The 18,465-nt window shown below is 70.6% G+C and carries 14 protein-coding genes and 4 pseudogenes; 14 read left to right on the forward strand and 4 right to left on the reverse strand.

Going from position 1 to position 18,465, the window contains the following annotated elements; genetic code table 11:
- The first annotated feature begins 195 nt into the window (after positions 1 to 195).
- From rph to IE275_RS47335, 3 genes and pseudogenes are all read left to right on the forward strand, one after another.
- Positions 196 to 2,796 (forward strand): rifamycin-inactivating phosphotransferase, encoded by a 2,601-nt coding sequence (rph, locus tag IE275_RS38820; RefSeq protein WP_189717395.1) that lies wholly within the window; start codon positions 196 to 198, stop codon positions 2,794 to 2,796.
- A gap of 149 nt (positions 2,797 to 2,945) precedes the next feature.
- Positions 2,946 to 3,437: pseudogene (locus IE275_RS47330) on the forward strand (MMPL family transporter); the annotation flags it as partial.
- A gap of 13 nt (positions 3,438 to 3,450) precedes the next feature.
- Positions 3,451 to 3,741, forward strand: a pseudogene (locus IE275_RS47335) (helix-turn-helix domain-containing protein); the annotation flags it as partial.
- Between the two features lie 141 nt (positions 3,742 to 3,882).
- Here the strand turns inward: IE275_RS47335 and IE275_RS38835 are convergent.
- Positions 3,883 to 4,452: a TetR/AcrR family transcriptional regulator gene (locus IE275_RS38835; RefSeq protein WP_189717408.1), complete on the reverse strand. Its 570-nt coding sequence runs from the start codon at positions 4,450 to 4,452 to the stop codon at positions 3,883 to 3,885.
- 99 nt (positions 4,453 to 4,551) lie between these two features.
- On the opposite strand from IE275_RS38835, the gene IE275_RS38840 reads away from it, so the two are divergent.
- Positions 4,552 to 6,747 (forward strand): MMPL family transporter, encoded by a 2,196-nt coding sequence (locus IE275_RS38840; protein WP_189717409.1) that lies wholly within the window; start codon positions 4,552 to 4,554, stop codon positions 6,745 to 6,747.
- A gap of 179 nt (positions 6,748 to 6,926) precedes the next feature.
- Here the strand turns inward: IE275_RS38840 and eno are convergent, their stop codons facing one another.
- The gene (gene eno, locus IE275_RS38845) at positions 6,927 to 8,210 is read right to left on the reverse strand and encodes a phosphopyruvate hydratase (RefSeq protein WP_189717396.1); all 1,284 of its coding nucleotides are present in this window, start codon (positions 8,208 to 8,210) and stop codon (positions 6,927 to 6,929) included.
- A gap of 93 nt (positions 8,211 to 8,303) precedes the next feature.
- Here eno and IE275_RS38850 point away from each other — a divergent pair, with 93 nt between their 5' ends.
- Positions 8,304 to 9,173, forward strand: a complete 870-nt coding sequence (locus IE275_RS38850; RefSeq protein WP_189717397.1) for a winged helix-turn-helix transcriptional regulator — start codon at positions 8,304 to 8,306, stop codon at positions 9,171 to 9,173.
- A gap of 209 nt (positions 9,174 to 9,382) precedes the next feature.
- Here the strand turns inward: IE275_RS38850 and IE275_RS38855 are convergent, their stop codons facing one another.
- Positions 9,383 to 10,069: a cysteine hydrolase family protein gene (locus IE275_RS38855; RefSeq protein ID WP_189717398.1), complete on the reverse strand. Its 687-nt coding sequence runs from the start codon at positions 10,067 to 10,069 to the stop codon at positions 9,383 to 9,385.
- A gap of 163 nt (positions 10,070 to 10,232) precedes the next feature.
- Between IE275_RS38855 and IE275_RS38860 the strand changes: the two genes are divergently transcribed.
- Both IE275_RS38860 and IE275_RS38865 read left to right on the forward strand, forming a co-directional pair.
- Positions 10,233 to 10,526: an ArsR/SmtB family transcription factor gene (locus IE275_RS38860; protein WP_189717399.1), complete on the forward strand. Its 294-nt coding sequence runs from the start codon at positions 10,233 to 10,235 to the stop codon at positions 10,524 to 10,526.
- The gene (locus IE275_RS38865) at positions 10,523 to 10,909 is read left to right on the forward strand and encodes a VOC family protein (protein WP_189717400.1); all 387 of its coding nucleotides are present in this window, start codon (positions 10,523 to 10,525) and stop codon (positions 10,907 to 10,909) included. The genes IE275_RS38860 and IE275_RS38865 overlap by 4 nt, the downstream gene beginning before the upstream one ends.
- Before the next feature lie 7 nt (positions 10,910 to 10,916).
- Here the strand turns inward: IE275_RS38865 and IE275_RS38870 are convergent.
- A pseudogene (locus IE275_RS38870) lies at positions 10,917 to 11,108 on the reverse strand (molybdopterin-dependent oxidoreductase); the annotation flags it as partial.
- Between the two features lie 306 nt (positions 11,109 to 11,414).
- On the opposite strand from IE275_RS38870, the gene IE275_RS38875 reads away from it, so the two are divergent.
- From IE275_RS38875 to IE275_RS38905, 7 genes and pseudogenes are all read left to right on the forward strand, one after another.
- A complete protein-coding gene (locus IE275_RS38875; protein WP_189717401.1) occupies positions 11,415 to 12,476 on the forward strand; it encodes a DUF6215 domain-containing protein in 1,062 nt (353 codons plus the stop codon).
- 284 nt (positions 12,477 to 12,760) lie between these two features.
- On the forward strand, positions 12,761 to 12,850 hold the full coding sequence (kdpF, locus tag IE275_RS38880; protein WP_016434100.1) for a K(+)-transporting ATPase subunit F: 90 nt from the start codon (positions 12,761 to 12,763) through the stop codon (positions 12,848 to 12,850).
- Positions 12,851 to 12,858: 8 nt separating this feature from the next.
- Positions 12,859 to 14,559: a potassium-transporting ATPase subunit KdpA gene (gene kdpA, locus IE275_RS38885; RefSeq protein ID WP_189717402.1), complete on the forward strand. Its 1,701-nt coding sequence runs from the start codon at positions 12,859 to 12,861 to the stop codon at positions 14,557 to 14,559.
- Entirely contained in the window at positions 14,556 to 16,688 is a 2,133-nt protein-coding gene (gene kdpB, locus IE275_RS38890) for a potassium-transporting ATPase subunit KdpB (protein WP_229871041.1), read from the forward strand. The genes kdpA and kdpB overlap by 4 nt, the downstream gene beginning before the upstream one ends.
- 5 nt (positions 16,689 to 16,693) lie before the next feature.
- Positions 16,694 to 17,326 carry a potassium-transporting ATPase subunit C gene (locus tag IE275_RS38895; protein WP_189717403.1) on the forward strand — a complete coding sequence of 211 codons (633 nt, stop codon included), beginning with the start codon at positions 16,694 to 16,696 and terminating at the stop codon, positions 17,324 to 17,326.
- Between the two features lie 138 nt (positions 17,327 to 17,464).
- Positions 17,465 to 17,743: pseudogene (locus tag IE275_RS38900) on the forward strand (response regulator); the annotation flags it as partial.
- A 241-nt stretch (positions 17,744 to 17,984) separates the two neighbouring features.
- A partial coding sequence (locus IE275_RS38905; RefSeq protein ID WP_189717404.1) for a DUF4097 family beta strand repeat-containing protein occupies positions 17,985 to 18,465 on the forward strand: 481 nt, incomplete at its 3' end.

An 18,465-nucleotide genomic window follows, 5' to 3' on the forward strand; every position in this document is an offset into this window, starting at 1 on the left:
AGAATCATCGGCCGATGCCACAAAACTGCGGAGCTGGGGGCACGACGTGCGTGTGTTGTTGTCGAGGTGTGGGGGACCAGAGGTGAGGACGTGTTCGTCGAGAGGGTCGGCGAGAGGTGCGGCGGAGTGGGCGGCGCCGGTGATGCGATCGGCCACCGCGGTGCGACGGAGCACGGCTGCCTCGGAGGTACAGCAGTGAGTGAGCAGTATGTGCGGAACCTCGAAGAGGTCGACGCCACGCAGATCGCGGCCGTCGGCGGCAAGGCCGCGCACCTGGGCGGACTGTCCCGGATCGAAGGCGTCCGGGTGCCGGCCGGCTTCTGTGTGACGACGGACGCCTTCCGGCGGATCATGGCGGAGGCGCCGTCGATCGACGAGCGGCTCGATCAGCTGTCGCGTGCGGACCCGGACGACCGCGAGGCGATCCGCACGCTCAGCGCGCAGCTCCGCCGGACCATCGAAGAGACCGCCGTTCCGGGCGATCTCGCGGCGGCGATCACCCGCGAGCTCGCCCGGCTCGGCGAGCAGGCCGCCTACGCCGTCCGATCCAGCGCGACGGCGGAGGACCTGCCGACGGCCTCCTTCGCCGGCCAGCAGGACACCTACCTGAACGTCATGGGGACGACGGAGATCCTCCGGCACATCAGCCGGTGCTGGGCCTCGCTGTTCACCGAGCGGGCCGTGACCTACCGCCGGCGCAACGGCATCGACGACTGCACGGTCCACATGGCCGTGGTCGTGCAGCGGATGGTCTTCCCGCAGGCGGCAGGCATCCTGTTCACGGCCGATCCCGTCACGGGCAACCGGAAGACCGCCACCGTGGACGCCGGCTTCGGCCTCGGCGAGGCCCTGGTCTCCGGCCTGGTGAACCCGGACGTCTTCACGGTGCGACACGGCGAGGTCGTCGCCAAGGCGATCGCCGCCAAACAGCGTGCCGTGCAGGCCCTGCCGGCCGGCGGCACGCGGGAAGTGGCGATCGACGCGCAGCGGCAGGAACAGCCGGCGCTGACGGACGCGCAGGTCGTGCGGCTCGTGCAGCTGGGGCGGCGGATCGAAGCGCACTTCGGCTGCCCCCAGGACATCGAATGGTGCCTGGCCGACGACGGCTTCCGGATCGTGCAGAGCCGGCCGATCACGACGCTGTTCCCCATCCCCGACACCGGCGACCAGGAGAACCACGTCTACGTCTCCGTGGGGCACGGGCAGATGATGACCGACCCCATGAAGCCCCTCGGGCTCTCCATGTGGCAGCTGACGGCCATGGTGCCGATGCACGAGGCCGGTGGCCGGCTCTTCGTCGACGTCACCCCGCGCCTTGCCTCGCCCGCGACCCGCGCCGGCCTCCTGGACATCATCGGGAGAGGCGATCCGCTGGTCAGGGACGCGCTGGAGACCGTCCTCGACCGTGACGACTTCGTTCCGTCGCTCCCGGACACGGGACCCGGCGGGCGGCCGCCGGCCGGCGGTGCGTCCGCCCCGATCGAGAACGATCCGGCCGTCGTCACCGAGCTGATCGAGCGCAGCCAGGTGTCCGTCGCCGCCCTGGAGCGCGACATCCGGACGAAGAGCGGACCGGCGCTGTTCGACTTCCTGCTGGATGCCTTCGAGGAGCACAAGCGGGTCCTGAGCGATCCGCTGAGCATGCAGGCGATCATGGCCGGGATGGAGGCCACGTGGTGGCTCAACGACAAGCTGCAGGAGTGGCTGGGCGAGAAGAACGCGGCTGACACCCTCACCCTGTCCGCCCCCGACAACGTCACGTCGGAAATGGGACTGGCGCTGCTCGACGTCGCCGACGTGATCCGCCCCTACCCGGGCGTGGTGGCGTTCCTGCAGCGCGTCGACGGCGAGGACTTCCTGGACGACCTGGCGAAGCTAGCGGGCGGGACCGAAGCGCGCGACGCCATCGAGGCCTACCTCGACCGGTACGGCATGCGCTGCGTCGGCGAGATCGACATCACCAGGCCACGGTGGCGTGAGCGCCCCGCCACGCTCGTGCCCGTGATCCTCGACAACGTCAGGAACTTCGAGCCGGGCGCCGCCGAGCGGCGCTTCGAGCAAGGGCGGCAGAAGGCGCGGGAGAAGGAACAGGACGTGCTGTCCCGCTTGCGGGCCCTGCCGGACGGGGACCGCAAGGCCGACGAGACCAAGCGGATGATCGACCGGGTCAGGACCTTCATCGGGTACCGGGAGTACCCGAAGTACGGCATCGTCAGCCGCTACTTCGTCTACAAACAGGCCCTGCTGGAGGAGGCCGAGCGCCTCGTGCGGGCCGACGTGCTCGCCGACAGGGAGGACATCTTCTACCTCACGTTCCAGGAACTCCACGACGTCGTGCGCGCGCACCAGGTGGACGACCGGCTCATCGAGCGGCGCAAGGACGCGTTCCGGTCGTACCACGCGCTCACACCGCCCCGGGTGCTCACCTCGGACGGTGAGGCCCTCACCGGGGCGTACCGGCGCGACGACGTGCCGGCCGGCGCCCTGGTCGGCCTTCCGGTCTCCGCCGGGACCGTCGAGGGAAGGGCACGTGTCATCCTCGACATGGCGGAGGCCGATCTCGAAGCGGGCGACATCCTGGTCACGCCCTTCACGGACCCCAGCTGGTCGCCGCTGTTCGTCGCCGCCGCAGGCCTGGTGACCGAGGTGGGCGGCCTGATGACGCACGGCGCGGTGATCGCCCGGGAGTACGGTCTGCCGGCCGTCGTGGGCGTGGAGCAGGCCACCCGGCTGATCCGGGACGGGCAGCGGATCCGGGTGCACGGAACCGACGGGTACGTCGAGATCCTGCCCTGACCGACAGCACCGGCAAGCCCCGCCCGGTCCCGCGGATGCCGCGCCGACGGGCTTGCCCGTTCCGTGCCAGAACCGTGGCGCCCGGCCCGTGAGCCGGGCCGGCTGGCTACGTCGACACCTGCACGCCGTCCGCCGTCCGCGCCGCCTGCGTCCTCATCGCCCTGACCGTCGTTCCGGCACTCCTCGGCTTCTGGCCCGACGCCGTACGGCCGAGGGCCACGCGCGGGAAGGCACACGGCCGCCTGCCGCGGTTCCTGAAGTCCGGGAAGTCCTACGGCCCGCCCTCCACGAAGAAGTCCTACGGCCTGCCCTTCAGGAAGGCGAGGAAGGCCCGGCCGAGCGAGCCGCCCCGAGCCGAGGGGGGCGAGGCGGCCAACGGGGGAACCCGTTGGGCGCGGCTCGTGCTGCGCCGCCCCGTCCACGTCCTGCTCCTGGGCGTCCTGGGCCTCGGTGCCCTCGCGATACCGATGACCCAGCTCCAGCTGGGCATGCCCGGGGACGAGGCCAAGCCCACCACCGCCACCGAGCGCCGCGCCTACGACGCCCTCGCCGACGGATTCGGCCCGGGCTTCAACGGCCCGCTGACCATCGTCGTGGACGCCGAGGGAGCCGACGACACCCAGGCCGCGGTGAGCACGATCGGCAACCACCGACATGCTGCCGGCCGGCATCCGCACCATCGCCTCCGGTGAGGCCCTCCTCTCGCCCGGAGCCACCCGCGCCCTCATCACCCGCTTCCTCGCCGCGCCCGCGCCCGGCCCTCTCCTGGCGTCCCCGGAACGGCTCGACGACCTCACTCCCCGGGACCGGGAGGTCACCGCCCTCGCGGCCGAAGGCAGGTCCAACGATGAGATCGCGGAGAAACTCGTCCTGAGCGTGCTGACCGTCCGTTCCCACATCCAGCGCTCCCTGACCAAGCTCGGCGCCCGCGACCGCGCCCAACTCGTCGTCATCGCCTACCAGAGCGGACTCGTCAGACCGACGCGCACCGCGTGGACCCGCCTGCCACGCCCGCCGGGCGAGCGGCCGTTCGACGGCACCTGCCGGGCCCGTGCCGAAGGCCCCTCTGCACGGCGTGGTCCGCGGCTACGCGGAATCGAGGCTGCCGACACCGGCCCGCAGAAAGGTCATCGCCGTGTCGAGGTCGGCTTCCTGTGTGCGGTGGCAGACCTCGCTGACGACCGCTGCCGCGGCCGCGGCCACCATGCGGGGGACGAAGCCGTCCGGCGCGTCCCCCCGCTCCTCGGCGAGGAGGCGCGCACCCTCCTGGATGACCTCCGTCAGGCGGACGTTGGCGACGGCCCTGAGCTGGGGGTTGAGGTCGAGCATGCGGTCGTAGAGGTCGTCCAGGTCACCTCGGAGGACGGTCTCGCTCCGCAGCCAGTGCTCCAGCGCGTCCAAGGTCGTCTGTCCGTCGGGGCGTTCGCGCAGGGCCGTGCCGAGCCGGTCCGCGAACGCGTCGAACTGCGACGTGGCGAGTTCCAGCTTCGACGGGAAGTACAGCGTGACCGTGCGCGGCGACACCTCGGCGGCCGCCGCGATGTCCGCGATCGTCGTGGCCTCGAAGCCATGGGTGGCGAACAGTTCGTACGCCGACCGCAGGATCGCCTCCCGGCGGCGCGCCTTGGAGCGTTCCCGAAGACCCTCGCTCATCATGACCGGCACTTTACCAGTGATGGTGAATTTACAGCTGACTGTAAAAATGCCTTACGGTGTAGCCAAGCCGACGGAGGCCGAGGGAGAGGGAAGAACGACATGGCGTCACGCCTGTACACCTGGGGACGATGGGCGGTACGCCGTCGCGGACGGGTCGTCGCGGTCTGGCTGTTGCTGCTCGCCGTGGTGGGAGGCCTCGGGATCGCCCTGCACGGCAAGCCCACCACCGAGTTCTCGGTCCCGGGGATCGAGTCGCAGCAGGCCCAGGAGCTGCTGAAGAAGGAGTTCCCGCAGGCCGCGGGCGGAGTGGCCCGGGTGGTCCTCGCGGCGCCCGAGGGCGACCGGCTCACCGCGCCCGAAACGGAGGCGGCCGTCGCGGCGAGCCTGAAGAAGGCCGCCCGGGTGCCGGGTGTCGTCGACGTCTCCGACCCGTTCCGGGCGAAGACCGTCTCGGCGGATCTGCGGATCGGCTACGCGGACGTCCGCTTCGGCCGGCAGGCCAGCGAGGTGTCGCAGGAGTCCAAGGACGCCCTGTCGGACGCCATGGCCCCGGCCCGCAAGGCCGGTCTGGAGGTCGAGTTCGGCGGTTCGGCCATGGACGCCAAGACCGAGGTCGGCGGGCCCGCCGAGGTGGTCGGCGTGGTGGTGGCCTTCGTCATCCTGGCCCTGACCCTCGGCTCGCTGATCGCCGCCGGACTGCCGCTGCTGACCGCCCTCGTGGGCGTGGCGATGGGTGTCCTGGGCGTCCAGTTCGTGTCCCGCTGGATCGAGATGACCAGCACCGCCACCGTGCTCGCCCTGATGATCGGGCTGGCGGTCGGCATCGACTACGCCCTGTTCATCATCGCCCGCCACCGCGAGCAGCTCGCCGACCCCGAGCAGGACGTCGAGGACTCGATCGCGCGGGCCGTGGCCACGGCCGGCGGGGCGGTCGTCTTCGCCGGCGCGACCGTGATCATCGCGCTGGCCGCGCTGGCGGTCACCGGCATCCCGTTCCTGACGATCATGGGTCTGGCCGCGGCGGCCACCGTCCTGCTCGCCGTGTTCGTCGCGGTGACGCTGGTCCCCGCCGTCCTCGGTCTCTTCGGTGAGCGGATGCGCCCGCGCGGCCGTCGTACGACAGAACGGGCGCCCGGCGCCTGGGGGCTGGCCTGGGGCCGCGCCGTCACCCGCAAACCCCTGCTCGTGCTCCTCGCCGGGGTGATCGGGCTGCTCGCCCTCGCCGTGCCCGCCCGTGACCTGCGCCTCGGCCTTCCCAGCAACGCCTCGCAGCCGGTCGACAGCACCCAGCACAAGAGCTACGACCTGCTGACGGAGGGCTTCGGGCCCGGCTTCAACGCCACGCTGACCGCAGTGGTCGACATGAGCGGCATCCCCGCCGCCGACCGCACGTCGACCGTGACGGGACTGGGCAGGACCCTGGCGAGCGATGCCGGCGTGGCCGTCGTCGCCCCGGCCGTCACCAACGCGGACTCCACCCTCGCGGTGATCGCCGTGGTCCCGAAGACCGGACCGGACGCCCGGGCCACCACGGACCTGGTGCACCGCCTGCGGGAGAACGCGCCCACCGTCGACAAGGCGGGCGGCACCCTCTACATCGCCGGTACGACCGCGGCGGCGATCGACGTGGCGGGCAAACTGTCCGACGCGCTCCCGCTGTTCATCGCCATCATCGTGATCCTGGCGCTGATCCTGCTGACCATCGCCTTCCGCTCCCTGCTCGTTCCCGCCAAGGCCGCGCTCGGCTTCCTGCTGTCGGTCGCCGCTTCCCTGGGCGCGACCGTGTGGGTCTTCCAGGACGGCCACCTCAACGGTGTCCTCGACATCCCCTCCGCCGGCCCGGTGACCAGCTTCCTGCCGGTCCTCCTCATCGGCGTGCTGTTCGGACTGGCCATGGACTACGAGGTCTTCCTCGTCAGCCGGATGCGCGAGCACTACGAGCACACCGGCGATGCCGCCGAAGCCATCACCCAGGGCGTGGCCCGCAGCGGCCGGGTGGTCAGCGCCGCCGCGCTCATCATGGTCGCGGTCTTCGGCGGCTTCGTCTTCAACCACGACCCGATCATCAAGTCCATCGGCTTCGCCCTGGCGTTCGGCGTCTTCGTCGACGCCTTCGTGGTCCGGATGACCCTCGTCCCGGCCGTCATGGCCCTGCTCGGCCGCCGCGCCTGGGGCCTGCCCGGCTGGCTCGACCGCGTCACGCCCGACGTGGACATCGAGGGGGCGAAGCTGCCCGGTCGCGAGGCGGCGGCGGTGGAGGAGGAGCGTACGGAGCACGTGGTGGCCGTGAGCTGAGCCGCATGCCGGAGGTCACCGGGGCGCCGAAGCGTACGTCGAGGCGGCGGCCGTGGCCGCGGAGGCCGTCGTGGCGGGAATCGCCGAAGGCGAGTACCGGATTCTCGGGCCGTGACGGCCCGGCCGGGTCACGGCAGGCCGGCTCACGGCAGGCCGGCTGCCGTGAGCCGCGGCCGATGTCAGCGGCGCAGCCCGAGGGCTTCCCGGCCCGCGTAGCGGGCCTGGGCGCCCAGCTCTTCCTCGATGCGGAAGAGCTGGTTGTACTTGGCGGTGCGGTCGGAGCGGGACAGTGAGCCGGTCTTGATCTGGCCGCACCCGGTGGCGACGGCGAGGTCGGCGATGGTGGTGTCCTCGGTCTCGCCGGAGCGGTGGGACATCACGACGGTGTAGCCGGCGCGGTGGGCGGTGCCGACGGTGGCCAGGGTCTCGGTGAGGGTGCCGATCTGGTTGACCTTCACCAGGATCGAGTTGGCGACGCCGTCGCGGATGCCGGCGCGCAGGAGCGTCTCGTTGGTGCAGAAGACGTCGTCGCCGGTGAGCTGGCAGCGGTCGCCCAGCCGGGCGGTCAGGTCGAGCCAGCCGTCGTGGTCGTCCTCGGCCATCGGGTCCTCGATGGAGGCGACGGGGTAGCGGTCGACGAGCGCGGCCAGGTAGTCGGCGTGTTCGGCGGGGGTCCGGCGGACGCCCTCGCCGGTGTAGTCGTAGACGCCGTCGCGGAAGAACTCCGAGGTGGCCGGGTCCATGACCAGGGTGATGTCGGTGCCCGGCTTGTAGCCGGTCTCCTCGATGGCCCGTACGACGAAGTCCAGGGCCTCGTCGGCGGTGCGCAGGTCGGGTGCGAAGCCGCCCTCGTCTCCGACGTTCACGCTGTGGCCGGCGGCGACCAGGCTCCTGCGCAGGGTGTGGAAGACCTCCGCGCCCATGCGGACGGCCTCGGCGAAGGTGGCCGCCCCGATCGGGGCGATCATGAACTCCTGGAAGTCGAGCGGATTGTCGGCGTGCGCACCGCCGTTGACGATGTTCATCATCGGCACCGGCAGCAGCCGGGCCTCGACGCCGCCGACGTAGCGGTACAGCGGCAACCGGTGGGCGGCCGCGGCCGCCTTGGCCGTGGCCAGGGAGACACCGAGCAGGGCGTTGGCGCCGAGCCGCGCCTTGTTGTCCGTGCCGTCCAGGTCGATCATGGTGCGGTCCACGGTCGCCTGGTCCTCGGCGTCGAGCCCGATCACGGCGTCCGCGATGCTCTCGTTGACGGCGTCGACAGCGCGCCGAACTCCCTTGCCGTGAAAGCGCGTCGGGTCGCCGTCGCGGAGTTCCACCGCCTCGCGGGCCCCGGTGGAGGCGCCCGAGGGAACGGCCGCGCGGCCGAGCGAGCCGTCCTTGAGCTCGACGTCGACCTCGACGGTGGGATTGCCCCGGCTGTCGATGATCTCCCGTGCGACGACCCGGCTGATGGCGGTCACGGTGCAACTCCTCGCGCTGGGCCCGCGTACCGGCGGGCGGTAAGTTCCATGCGGAAACAAAGTGAGTCCCGAAAAGGAACTTACTATGGGCGCATGAGGATGCACAACGCTGACGAGACCTGCGGCATCGCCCAGGCCGCCCTGGTCCTGGGGGACTGGTGGAACGTGCTGGTCCTGCGGGAGGTCGCCCGCGGACACGTCCGCTTCGACGCGCTGGCCGCCGAGATCGGCCTGTCCCGCAAGGTGCTCACCGAGCGGCTGGGCCGGCTCGTCGCCCAGGGCGTTCTGCGCCGCAGCCTCTATCAGCGGCGTCCGGTGCGCTACGAGTACCTGCTCACCGACGCCGGTGCCGGACTGCTGCCGCTGCTCGTCGCCATGCAGGACTGGGGGGACCGGTGGGTGCTCGGGGACGGCAGCCTCACCGCGACCGCGGAAGCGGACGGCGCCGAACACGCCCGGGTGCACGCCCTGGTCGGCACCCGCCTGCCCGACGGCCTCGACCTGCCCGGCGCGCACGGCGTCGGCCTGCCCCTCGTCGCCCCGGACGCCGTCGCCACCGTGCTGTTCACCTACCCCGGCACGGGAGTCGACTGGGGCGAGCCCCCGATCCCCGGAGCCGCCGGCTGCACGCTGGAGAACCGGCTCTTTCGCGACGCCTGGCCCGACTTCCGCGAGGCGGGCGTGGACGTACGCGGAGTCAGCACCCAACTCGTCCACGAGCAGGCGGAGTTCGCCAGGACCGAGGAGATCCCGTACCCCCTGCTCTCCGACGCCGCCCACGAGCTCGCCGCGGCCCTGCGACTGCCGACCTTCCGCGGCGCGGGCAGGCTGCGGCACAAGCGCCTGATCCTGGTCGTCGATGCCGGACGGGTCGTACGGCACACGCTGTTCCCGGTCGGCGACATCGGGCGCGAGGTCGCCGAGAGCCTGCGCCTGGCCGCGGACTGCGCCCGCGCGACCTGAACCCGAGTCCCCGCATGCTCCACGGAAGCCCGGACGTTCCGCCCGGCCACCGCATGACGACCCTTCAGATCACCGATCCCGCCGCGATCGAGGCCCGGTGGCACCGTCGGGCCCGCGCCGCCCGAGCGGAGCGCCGCCGACCTGCCCGCACGTGCTGCCACCGCCCGCGCCGAGGTGCTGCCGAGAGCGTCGACGTGGGGTGGCGGTCGTCAGTCCGCCCGGGCCGTCGGCTCGGCCAGCCGCCCTTCGAGTGTGGCGGTGTCGAGGATCTCGACACCGATGCCCGCGAGTTCGGACAGCGCGGAGTCCGTCACCCGTGAGACCGCGTCCCGCACCAGTGCCACGCGGTAGTCCCGCTCCGAGGCCTGGATGATGCCGGCCCGCGGGCAGTTGGGCAGGTTGCACCCGGCGAACACCAGTGTGTCCACGCCGAGTTCGGTCAGCAGCTCCTCCAGGCAGGTGCGGTAGAACGCGCCCCAGCGCGGCTTGAAGACCGCGTGGTCGTACGGTCCCAGCCGCTGCGGCCGGCCCGACAGCAGCAGCGCGGGGTCCAGGTCGGGTGTGCCCTCGGGAAGCAGACCGTCGGCCAGCTGACTGCCCGGCGTGCCCGGCGCGGCGATCCGCACCCCCGACTCCAGCAGTCGCCGCCGCACCAGATCGGCGTTGCCTCCGCCCTCCTCGTACAGACGCACGACGTGCACCACCGGCCGTCCCGCGGCGCGGAAGGCGGCCGCGGTCCGCCGCAGCGCGGGGAGGATCTCCGTGGTGCCCGGCACTCCGTACGGGGCCTCGGAGAGGAAGTCGCGCTGCACGTCGACGGTGACGAGGGCGGAAGCCTCGAAGCGCGGTGCGGTGTAGAGGTCTTGGGGGTGGGGGTCGGGTTCGGTCGTGGTCATGTGCCGGGTTACCTCCCGTGGGTGTTCGCGAAACGATCCTGCCAGCGCGGCATCGAGCCCGGGGCGCGATTCTCGATCACGGCACCGGGGTGCACCTCTTCGGTCCGGCGCGGTCCGGGCGCCGGCTTGATAGGCAAGCCGTGACTTGCCTATGGTGGTGGTCATGGCGGAGGATGTCTTCAAGGCGCTGGCCGACCCCACCCGTCGGCGCATCCTCGACGAGCTGACGGAACGGGATGGCCAGACCCTGTTCGAAATATGCACACGGCTGGTGACCAAGCACGGCCTGGGGCTGTCCCGGCAGGCGATCAGCCAGCACCTGGCCGTACTCGAATCCGCGGGCCTGGTGCGTTCACGGCGTCAGGGCCGCTACAAGTTCCATGACCTGAACACCGAGCCCCTCGAACGCATCGCGAACCGGTGGCTCAGGTCCGACAGACCGGAGAGCACCCCATGAAGATCCACCGGACCAGCGTCTTCGTCGACGACCAGGAAGCGGCCCTGCGCTTCTACACCGAGGTGCTCGGCTTCGTGAAGAAGCACGACGTCCCGCTGGGCGAGGACCGGTGGCTGACCGTCGTCTCGCCGGAGGATCCCGACGGGACCGAACTGCTGCTGGAGCCCTCTGGCCACCCCGTGGTGAAGGCGTACCGGGACGGGCTGGCCAAGGACGGCATCCCGCTCGCCGCCTTCGCCGTGGACGACGTACATGCGGAGTTCGACCGGCTGCGCGGCCTCGGCGTGCACTTCACCCAGGAGCCGCTGGAAATGGGACCGGTCACCACCGCGGTCCTGGACGACTCCTGCGGCAACCTGATCCAGCTCCTGCACAGCGCGTAGGCCGGGGCCGAGCGCCCGCCGCGATCTCGATGCCGCGCAGCCACTCGGGGTCCTTGTGGCCGTACAGGTGGGGTGCGACCAGGCGCAGCGGGAAGCCGTGTTCGGCGGTGAGGGGCTCGCCGTCGTGGTGGGTGGCCAGGAGGGTCCGCGGCGAGGTGAAGTCGCCGAGGCGCAGGTCGGCCGAGCAGCCGTACTCCGCCTGCATGGCGCGGCCCTCGCGGACGCCCTCGCCGCCGGGCCGCCCGACTGGCGACCCGGACAACCGGCTCCGCTGATCGTGCTCGCCGGAAAGCGCGCGCCGATGGCGGCGCCTCCGCGGCGGCCCCGCTGCGTACCGATGGGTGCGGGCTTCGTCCTTTCACGGCAGCGGCCACGCATCGGACCCGGTGCCGTGACCCGCTCCCATCGGGATCGTCGGCCGGGCGTCGCTTCTTTGGTCCTGTACATGCCCGGAATTGTGGCTTCCCTCATGGCGAATTCGATCTTGGCCTGATGAGATCACCGGATGCTCGGTCTCCTTCTCCGTCTCCTGCCGTTCTGGGTCCGCGAGCCCCTGCTCATCGTGGTGGGCTCCGTTCTCGGCGTACGCATCATGTATCTCGCCGTGACCGACCACGACCGGGTCGCGGCCGGTCTCGGTGTGGTCTTCCTGGTGTTCACCGCGGTACGTGTCCACGGGGTGGTCCGGGCCCTGCGCGCACGCCGGAATCCGAGCCCGGGGGCCGCCGAGGAGGGGGCGGCCGCCGACGCCGCCGCCCGGCCCCGGCTCCAGGCCACGCTGTCACAAGCCCCGGCCCAGCCTCGGCCCCTGCCTGAGGTCCCGGCCGGAACCGGGCCCCGTCCCGGTCCGGGCACTCCGGAGAAGGACCACAACGCATGGGGCCAGGCCGTCGCCGCCGTGGCCCTCTTCGGGGCACTCGGCGCGGCGCTGTGGCTGGGCCCACGCTTCATGCCGTCCGACGACGTCGACGCCACGCCGCCCGCCTCGTGCTCGGACGAGACCCACGAGGAACTGCCGAAGGCCTACAAGCGGAAGCCCCGGCCCGTGACCGGCGAGGAGCTGTGCGACGCGCTCAACCGGCCGGACCTGGCCACGCTTCTCGGAACGCCTGCCGAGAAGGCGACCAGCGCTTCCGGCAGTGACGACACCGCGCCCCTGACCGATGGGAAGGTCGCCCGCCCGGAGGCCCAGGTCGCCTTCGACACGTACACCGTGAATGTCTCGGCCACCTACAACGACCTGTCGATCGACCAGTACGTGAAGCTGATGGCGTTCGGGGACGAGAGCGACATCAAGCCGCTCAAGGTTCGTGGCCGGTCGGCGGTCCTCTCCACGGATCACACCATGAAGATCGAGATCAATCTCGGGGGGAGCGGCGGATCCGGCGGACCGGTCGAACAAGGTCCCCTGGAGCGGACGCTGACCGTGGCCCTGGACCGTGGTGACCGAGGCGGCTACTGCGAGATCACCGTGTGGAGCGAGTCCGGAGCCCTTCCGAGCGACGCCGCTCTCCTCGATATCGCCGAGAAGGTCCTCCCTAAGATCCCCGAACGACCCGGCCGATGAGACGCCGGTAGTCCGGCTGAGCCAGGGAGGTGCGCGCCGGTCGGGGGCCACCTGTGACCGGCGCCGATCGGAGGGTGCGTAAGAGGCGCGTCAAAGGCGCGGGGGTCGCCGTAAGAGAGGCGTCAACGGCGACCGGATTCGGCCAGGCAGGCGGTTTCCTCGAATCGTCCGCACTTTCCCGAACCTCACTCACAGGAGTTCGCGATGGCCGATCTGGCCTTCGTCGTCACCACGATCGCGGTGTTCGCGCTGGTGGCTCTCGTCGCCAAGGGGGTGACGAAGCTGTGACCGCCGAGAACATCGTCGGCCTCGTCGTGGCCGTCGCCCTGCTGGGCTATCTCGTCCTCGCCCTGATCTTCCCGGAGAGGTTCTGAGAACAGACATGGGTCCCGTTCCTGCCGGTGTGCTCCAGCTGCTCGCGCTCATAGCGGCACTGGCGCTCGCCCACGTCCCCCTCGGCACCTACATGGCCAAGGTCTACTCCTCCGACAAGCACTGGCGGGTCGAGAAGTGGATCTACAAGGGCATCGGTGTCGACCCGAACACCGAGATGCGCTGGCCCGCCTACCTGCGGGGCGTGCTCGCCTTCTCGGCGGCCGGGGTGCTGTTCCTCTACCTGCTCCAGCGGCTCCAGGGCGTCCTGCCCGGCTCACTCGGCTTCCGGGCGATCGACCCGGACCAGGCGTTCAACACGGCCGCGTCCTTCGTCACCAACACCAACTGGCAGTCGTACTACGGCGAACAGGCCATGGGCCACGTCGTGCAGACCGCCGGGCTGGCCGTGCAGAACTTCGTCTCGGCGGCCGTCGGCATCGCGGTGGCGGTGGCCCTCGTCCGCGGCTTCGCCCTCCCCCACTCTCGGCTTCGCTCGAGCGGGGGGACCCCCATCCGCACCGGTGAGCTGGGGAACTTCTGGGCCGACCTGGTGCGGGGCACCGTACGGATCCTGGTGCCGCTGGCCGCGGTCGCGGCGGTCGTGCTGGTCGCCGGCGGTGCGATCCAGAACTTCTCCGGGATCCACGAGGTCGGCCAGTTCATGGGCGGCTCGCAGCAGTGGAACGGCGGCGCGGTCGCCTCGCAGGAGGCCATCAAGGAGCTGGGCACGAACGGCGGCGGCTACTTCAACGCCAACAGCGCCCACCCCTTCGAGAACCCGACGCCCTTCACCAACCTCTTCGAGATCTTCCTGCTGCTGGTGATCCCGGTCGCGCTGACCCGCACCTTCGGTGTGATGGTCGGCTCGATCCGGCAGGGATACGCGATTCTCGCGACGATGGCCACCATCTGGGTCGGCTTCGTGGCCCTGATGATGTGGACCGAGTTCGCCCACCACGGCCCGGCGCTCCAGCTGGCGGGCGGGGCGATGGAGGGCAAGGAGGTCCGCTTCGGCGTCGGCTCGTCGTCGATCTTCGCGGTGTCGACCACCCTGACCTCGACCGGCGCGGTGGACTCCTTCCACTCCTCCTTCACCGGCCTCGGCGGCGGGATCACCATGCTCGGCATGATGCTGGGCGAGATCGCGCCCGGTGGTACCGGCTCCGGCCTCTACGGCATGCTGATCATGGCGGTCATCGCGGTGTTCATCGCCGGTCTGATGGTCGGCCGCACCCCGGAGTACCTGGGCAAGAAGATCGGCACCCGCGAGATCAAGCTGGCCGCCTGCTACATCCTGATCACTCCGGCGCTGGTGCTCGTCTTCACCGCGGTCGCGATGGCCCTGCCGACCCCGGCGCACTCGATGACCAACAGCGGGGCGCACGGCTTCTCCGAGATCCTCTACGCCTATACGTCCGCCTCCAACAACAACGGCTCCGCCTTCGCCGGCCTGAACGCGGACACGCAGTGGTTCAACAGCACCCTGGGCCTGGCGATGGTCCTGGGCCGGTTCCTGCCGATGGTGTTCGTGCTGGCGCTGGCCGGCTCGCTCGCCGGGCAGAAGCCCGTCCCCGTCACCGCGGGCACCCTGCGCACCGAAAAGCCGCTGTTCACCGGCCTGTTGGTGGGCGCGATCCTGATCATCACCGGTCTGACGTACTTCCCGGCCCTGGCGCTGGGCCCGCTCGCCGAAGGGCTGGCGTCATGACGACCGACATAGCGAAGCAAGAGGACTCGATGTCCACAGCCACCCCGACCCGGGCGCCGCACAGCGACGTTCCCACCGGGCACAGGCCCGCCGAAGGACGTGTCGGCGCGGGTCTCTTCGACCCCAGGCAGCTGCTCACGTCGCTGCCGGACGCCTTCCGCAAGCTCGACCCACGCATCATGGTCAAGTCGCCCGTGATGTTCGTGGTGTGGATCGGCTCCGTGCTGACCACGGTGTTCTCCTTCAAGGACCCGGGCGACTGGTTCGGCTGGACCATCAGCGCCTGGCTGTGGCTGACGGTGGTCTTCGCCAACCTGGCGGAGGCGGTCGCCGAGGGCCGGGGCAAGGCGCAGGCCGACACCCTGCGCAAGGCCAAGACCGACACCGTGGCCCGCCGTCTCGTCGGCGACCGTGAGGAACGGGTTCCGGGCACCGGGCTGCGCATCGGCGACCTGGTCGTCTGCGAGGCGGGCGACATCATCCCCGGCGACGGTGACGTCGTCGAGGGCGTGGCCTCCGTCGACGAGTCGGCCATCACCGGTGAGTCGGCGCCCGTCATCCGCGAGTCCGGCGGCGACCGGAGCGCCGTCACCGGTGGCACGAAGGTGCTCTCCGACCGCATCGTCATCAAGATCACGACGAAGCCGGGCGAGACCTTCATCGACCGGATGATCAACCTCGTCGAGGGCGCGGCCCGTCAGAAGACGCCGAACGAGATCGCGCTGAACATCCTGCTCGCCTCGCTGACGATCGTCTTCCTGCTCGCGGTGGCCACCCTGCCGCCGTTCGCGGACTACGCGGGCAGCCATCTGACGATGGTCGTCCTGGTGGCGCTCCTCGTCTGCCTCATCCCGACAACGATCGGCGCGCTGCTCTCCGCGATCGGCATCGCGGGCATGGACCGGCTCGTCCAGCGCAATGTCCTCGCTATGTCGGGGCGTGCGGTCGAGGCCGCCGGTGACGTGTCGACGCTGCTGCTCGACAAGACCGGCACCATCACGCTCGGCAATCGTCAGGCGTCGGAGTTCGTGCCGCTGGCCGGTACCACCGAGGCCGAGGTCGCGGACGCGGCCCAGCTGTCGTCGCTGGCCGACGAGACGCCGGAGGGCCGCTCCATCGTCGTCCTGGCGAAGGAGACGTACGGTCTGCGTGAGCGTCAGCAGGGCGAACTGGCCGGCGCCGAGTGGATCGCCTTCACCGCCCAGACCCGGATGTCGGGCGTGGACGTCGACGGCCGCAAGATCCGCAAGGGCGCGGCCGGTTCGGTCATCGCCTGGGTCGAGGAGCGGGGCGGCACGGTCGCCGAGGACGCGGACCGGACGGCCGGCCGCATCTCCGAGGCGGGCGGCACCCCGTTGCTGGTCGCGATCGAGGACGCCGAGGGTGCCCGGGTGCTGGGGGTCATTCACCTCAAGGACGTGGTCAAGGAGGGGATGCGGGAGCGGTTCGACGAGCTGCGTCGGATGGGCATCAAGACCGTCATGATCACCGGCGACAACCCGCTGACCGCCAAGGCGATCGCCGAGGAGGCGGGCGTCGACGACTTCCTCGCCGAGGCCACCCCCGAGGACAAGATGGCCCTCATCAAGCGGGAACAGGCGGGCGGCAAGCTCGTCGCGATGACCGGTGACGGCACCAACGACGCGCCCGCGCTGGCCCAGGCGGACGTCGGCGTGGCGATGAACACGGGCACGTCGGCCGCCAAGGAGGCCGGCAACATGGTCGACCTCGACTCCAACCCGACCAAGCTCATCGAGATCGTCGAGATCGGCAAGCAACTCCTCATCACCCGGGGCGCGTTGACGACGTTCTCCATCGCCAACGACGTCGCCAAGTACTTCGCCATCATCCCGGCGCTGTTCGCGGCCGTGTACCCGGGCCTGGACAAGCTCAACATCATGGGCCTCACCTCGCCCGACTCCGCGATCCTGTCCGCCGTCGTCTTCAACGCGCTGATCATCATCGCGCTGGTCCCGCTCTCCCTGAAGGGCGTGCGGTACCGGCCGGTCAGCGCCGACCGGATGCTGCGGCGCAACCTCACGATCTACGGCGTCGGCGGCCTGATCGCCCCCTTCGTCGGCATCAAGATCATCGACCTGTTCATCTCCCTCATCCCCGGGATCGGCTGACCGCCATGAACAACTCCGTGACGAACACAGCCCGGTTGCTGGGAGCGGGCCTGCGCGCCCTGCTCGTGCTGACCCTGGTGACGGGCGTCATCTACCCCCTCGCCGTCACCGGCATCGCCCAGGCCCTGTTCAACGGCAAGGCGAACGGCTCCGAGATCACGGCGGACGGCAAGGTCGTCGGCTCCTCGCTGATCGGGCAGCAGGGCTACAGCCTCGCCTACTTCCAGCCGCGCCCCGCCGACGGGCTGGGCGAGAACTCGGTCAACACGCAGTACAAGCTGATCCTTTCGGGCGCCACCAACCGCTCCGCCGACAACGCCGAACTCGTCACCCGGGTCAAGGAGGCCAAGGCGAAGGTCGTCGCCGAGAACTCGACCGCCGACTACCGGCTGAAGCCCTCGGACGTCCCCGCCGACGCCGTCACCTCCTCGGGTTCCGGTCTGGACCCGGACATCTCCCCGCAGTACGCGGAGATCCAGGTCCACCGGGTCGCCGAGAAGAACGGCCTGTCCGTCACCCAGGTGGAGAAGCTCGTCGACGACCACACCCAGGGCCGCACCCTCGGCTTCATGGGCGAGCCCCGCGTGAACGTCCTGGAGCTCAACATCGCCCTCAAGGACCTCGTGGCGAAGCACTGATGGCCTTACGTGACCCGCGCGGGAGTCGGCGGCCAGGAGCGATCCCGGTTCCGCCGACTCCCGTCGCCATGAGGCCGGTTGCACGTGCACCGCGTTCCGCGCCCATGGCCCGACGTACGACAGGAAAGGCGCACACCCATGACACGGGTGCTGGTGGTGGAGGACGACCCACAGCGCGTCCGGGCCCTCGTCATCAATCTCCAGGCACGCCGGTACGAGGTCGACGCGGCCCCCGACGGCACCAGCACGCTCCGCCTCGCGGCCGTACCCCGGCCCGACGTGGTCCTGCTCGACCTCGGGCTGCCCGACATGGACGGCGTCGACGTCATCAAGGGCCTGCGGGGGTGGACCCGGGTGCCGATCCTGGTGCTGTCCGCCCGGCAGGCCTCCGACGAGAAGGTCGCCGCGACCTCCGCCTGACGCCGACCGAGTGCCACCTGCTGGAGATCGGCGACCCCGGAGCCCCCGCATAGCGTTCACTTCTCATCCATTGCAATGACTGGAGGGAGCTCGTTGCGTTAATAGCAAGACTGTTGCAACAGTTTAGTGGCTTCTACCTGCATAAATGTCAATCTTGTGCAACGAGCCTCTTGTCGACGTCTGGAAAGCAACGTAGCTTTTCCCTCGTTCGAAACGACGAGTTCGCGAGGAGAGCACGATGCAGAAGTTCGACACCACCGCCCCGGTCTCCGCCGTCCTGGACATCCCTGCCGGGCGCGTCCGGATCATCGCCGCCGACCGGGTGGAGAGCACGGTCGAGGTCCTGCCGGCCGACCCTTCCAAGGGGCGGGACGTCAAGGCCGCCGAGCGGACCGCCGTCGCCTTCGCCGACGGTGTCCTGCGGATCACGGCCACGGCTCCTGAGGGCCGGCTGTTCGGTACCTCGGGTTCCGTGGAGGTCACCGTCCGGCTGCCCGCCGGCTCCGGTGTCGAGGCCAGGACCGCGAGCGCCGAGTTCCGGGCCGTCGGCCGTCTCGGTGACGTGGTCTTCGAGGGTGCGTACCGGCGGATCGAGATCGACGAGGCCGCGAGTGTCCGTCTCACGGCGGTCGAGGGTGATGTGGAGGTCGGCCGGCTGGGCGGGGCCGCGCAGATCAGCACCACCCGGGGGGACATCCGGATCGCCGAGGCGGTGCGCG

It is taken from the genome of Streptomyces phaeofaciens, assembly GCF_014648915.1.
GTDB lineage: Bacteria > Actinomycetota > Actinomycetes > Streptomycetales > Streptomycetaceae > Streptomyces > Streptomyces phaeofaciens.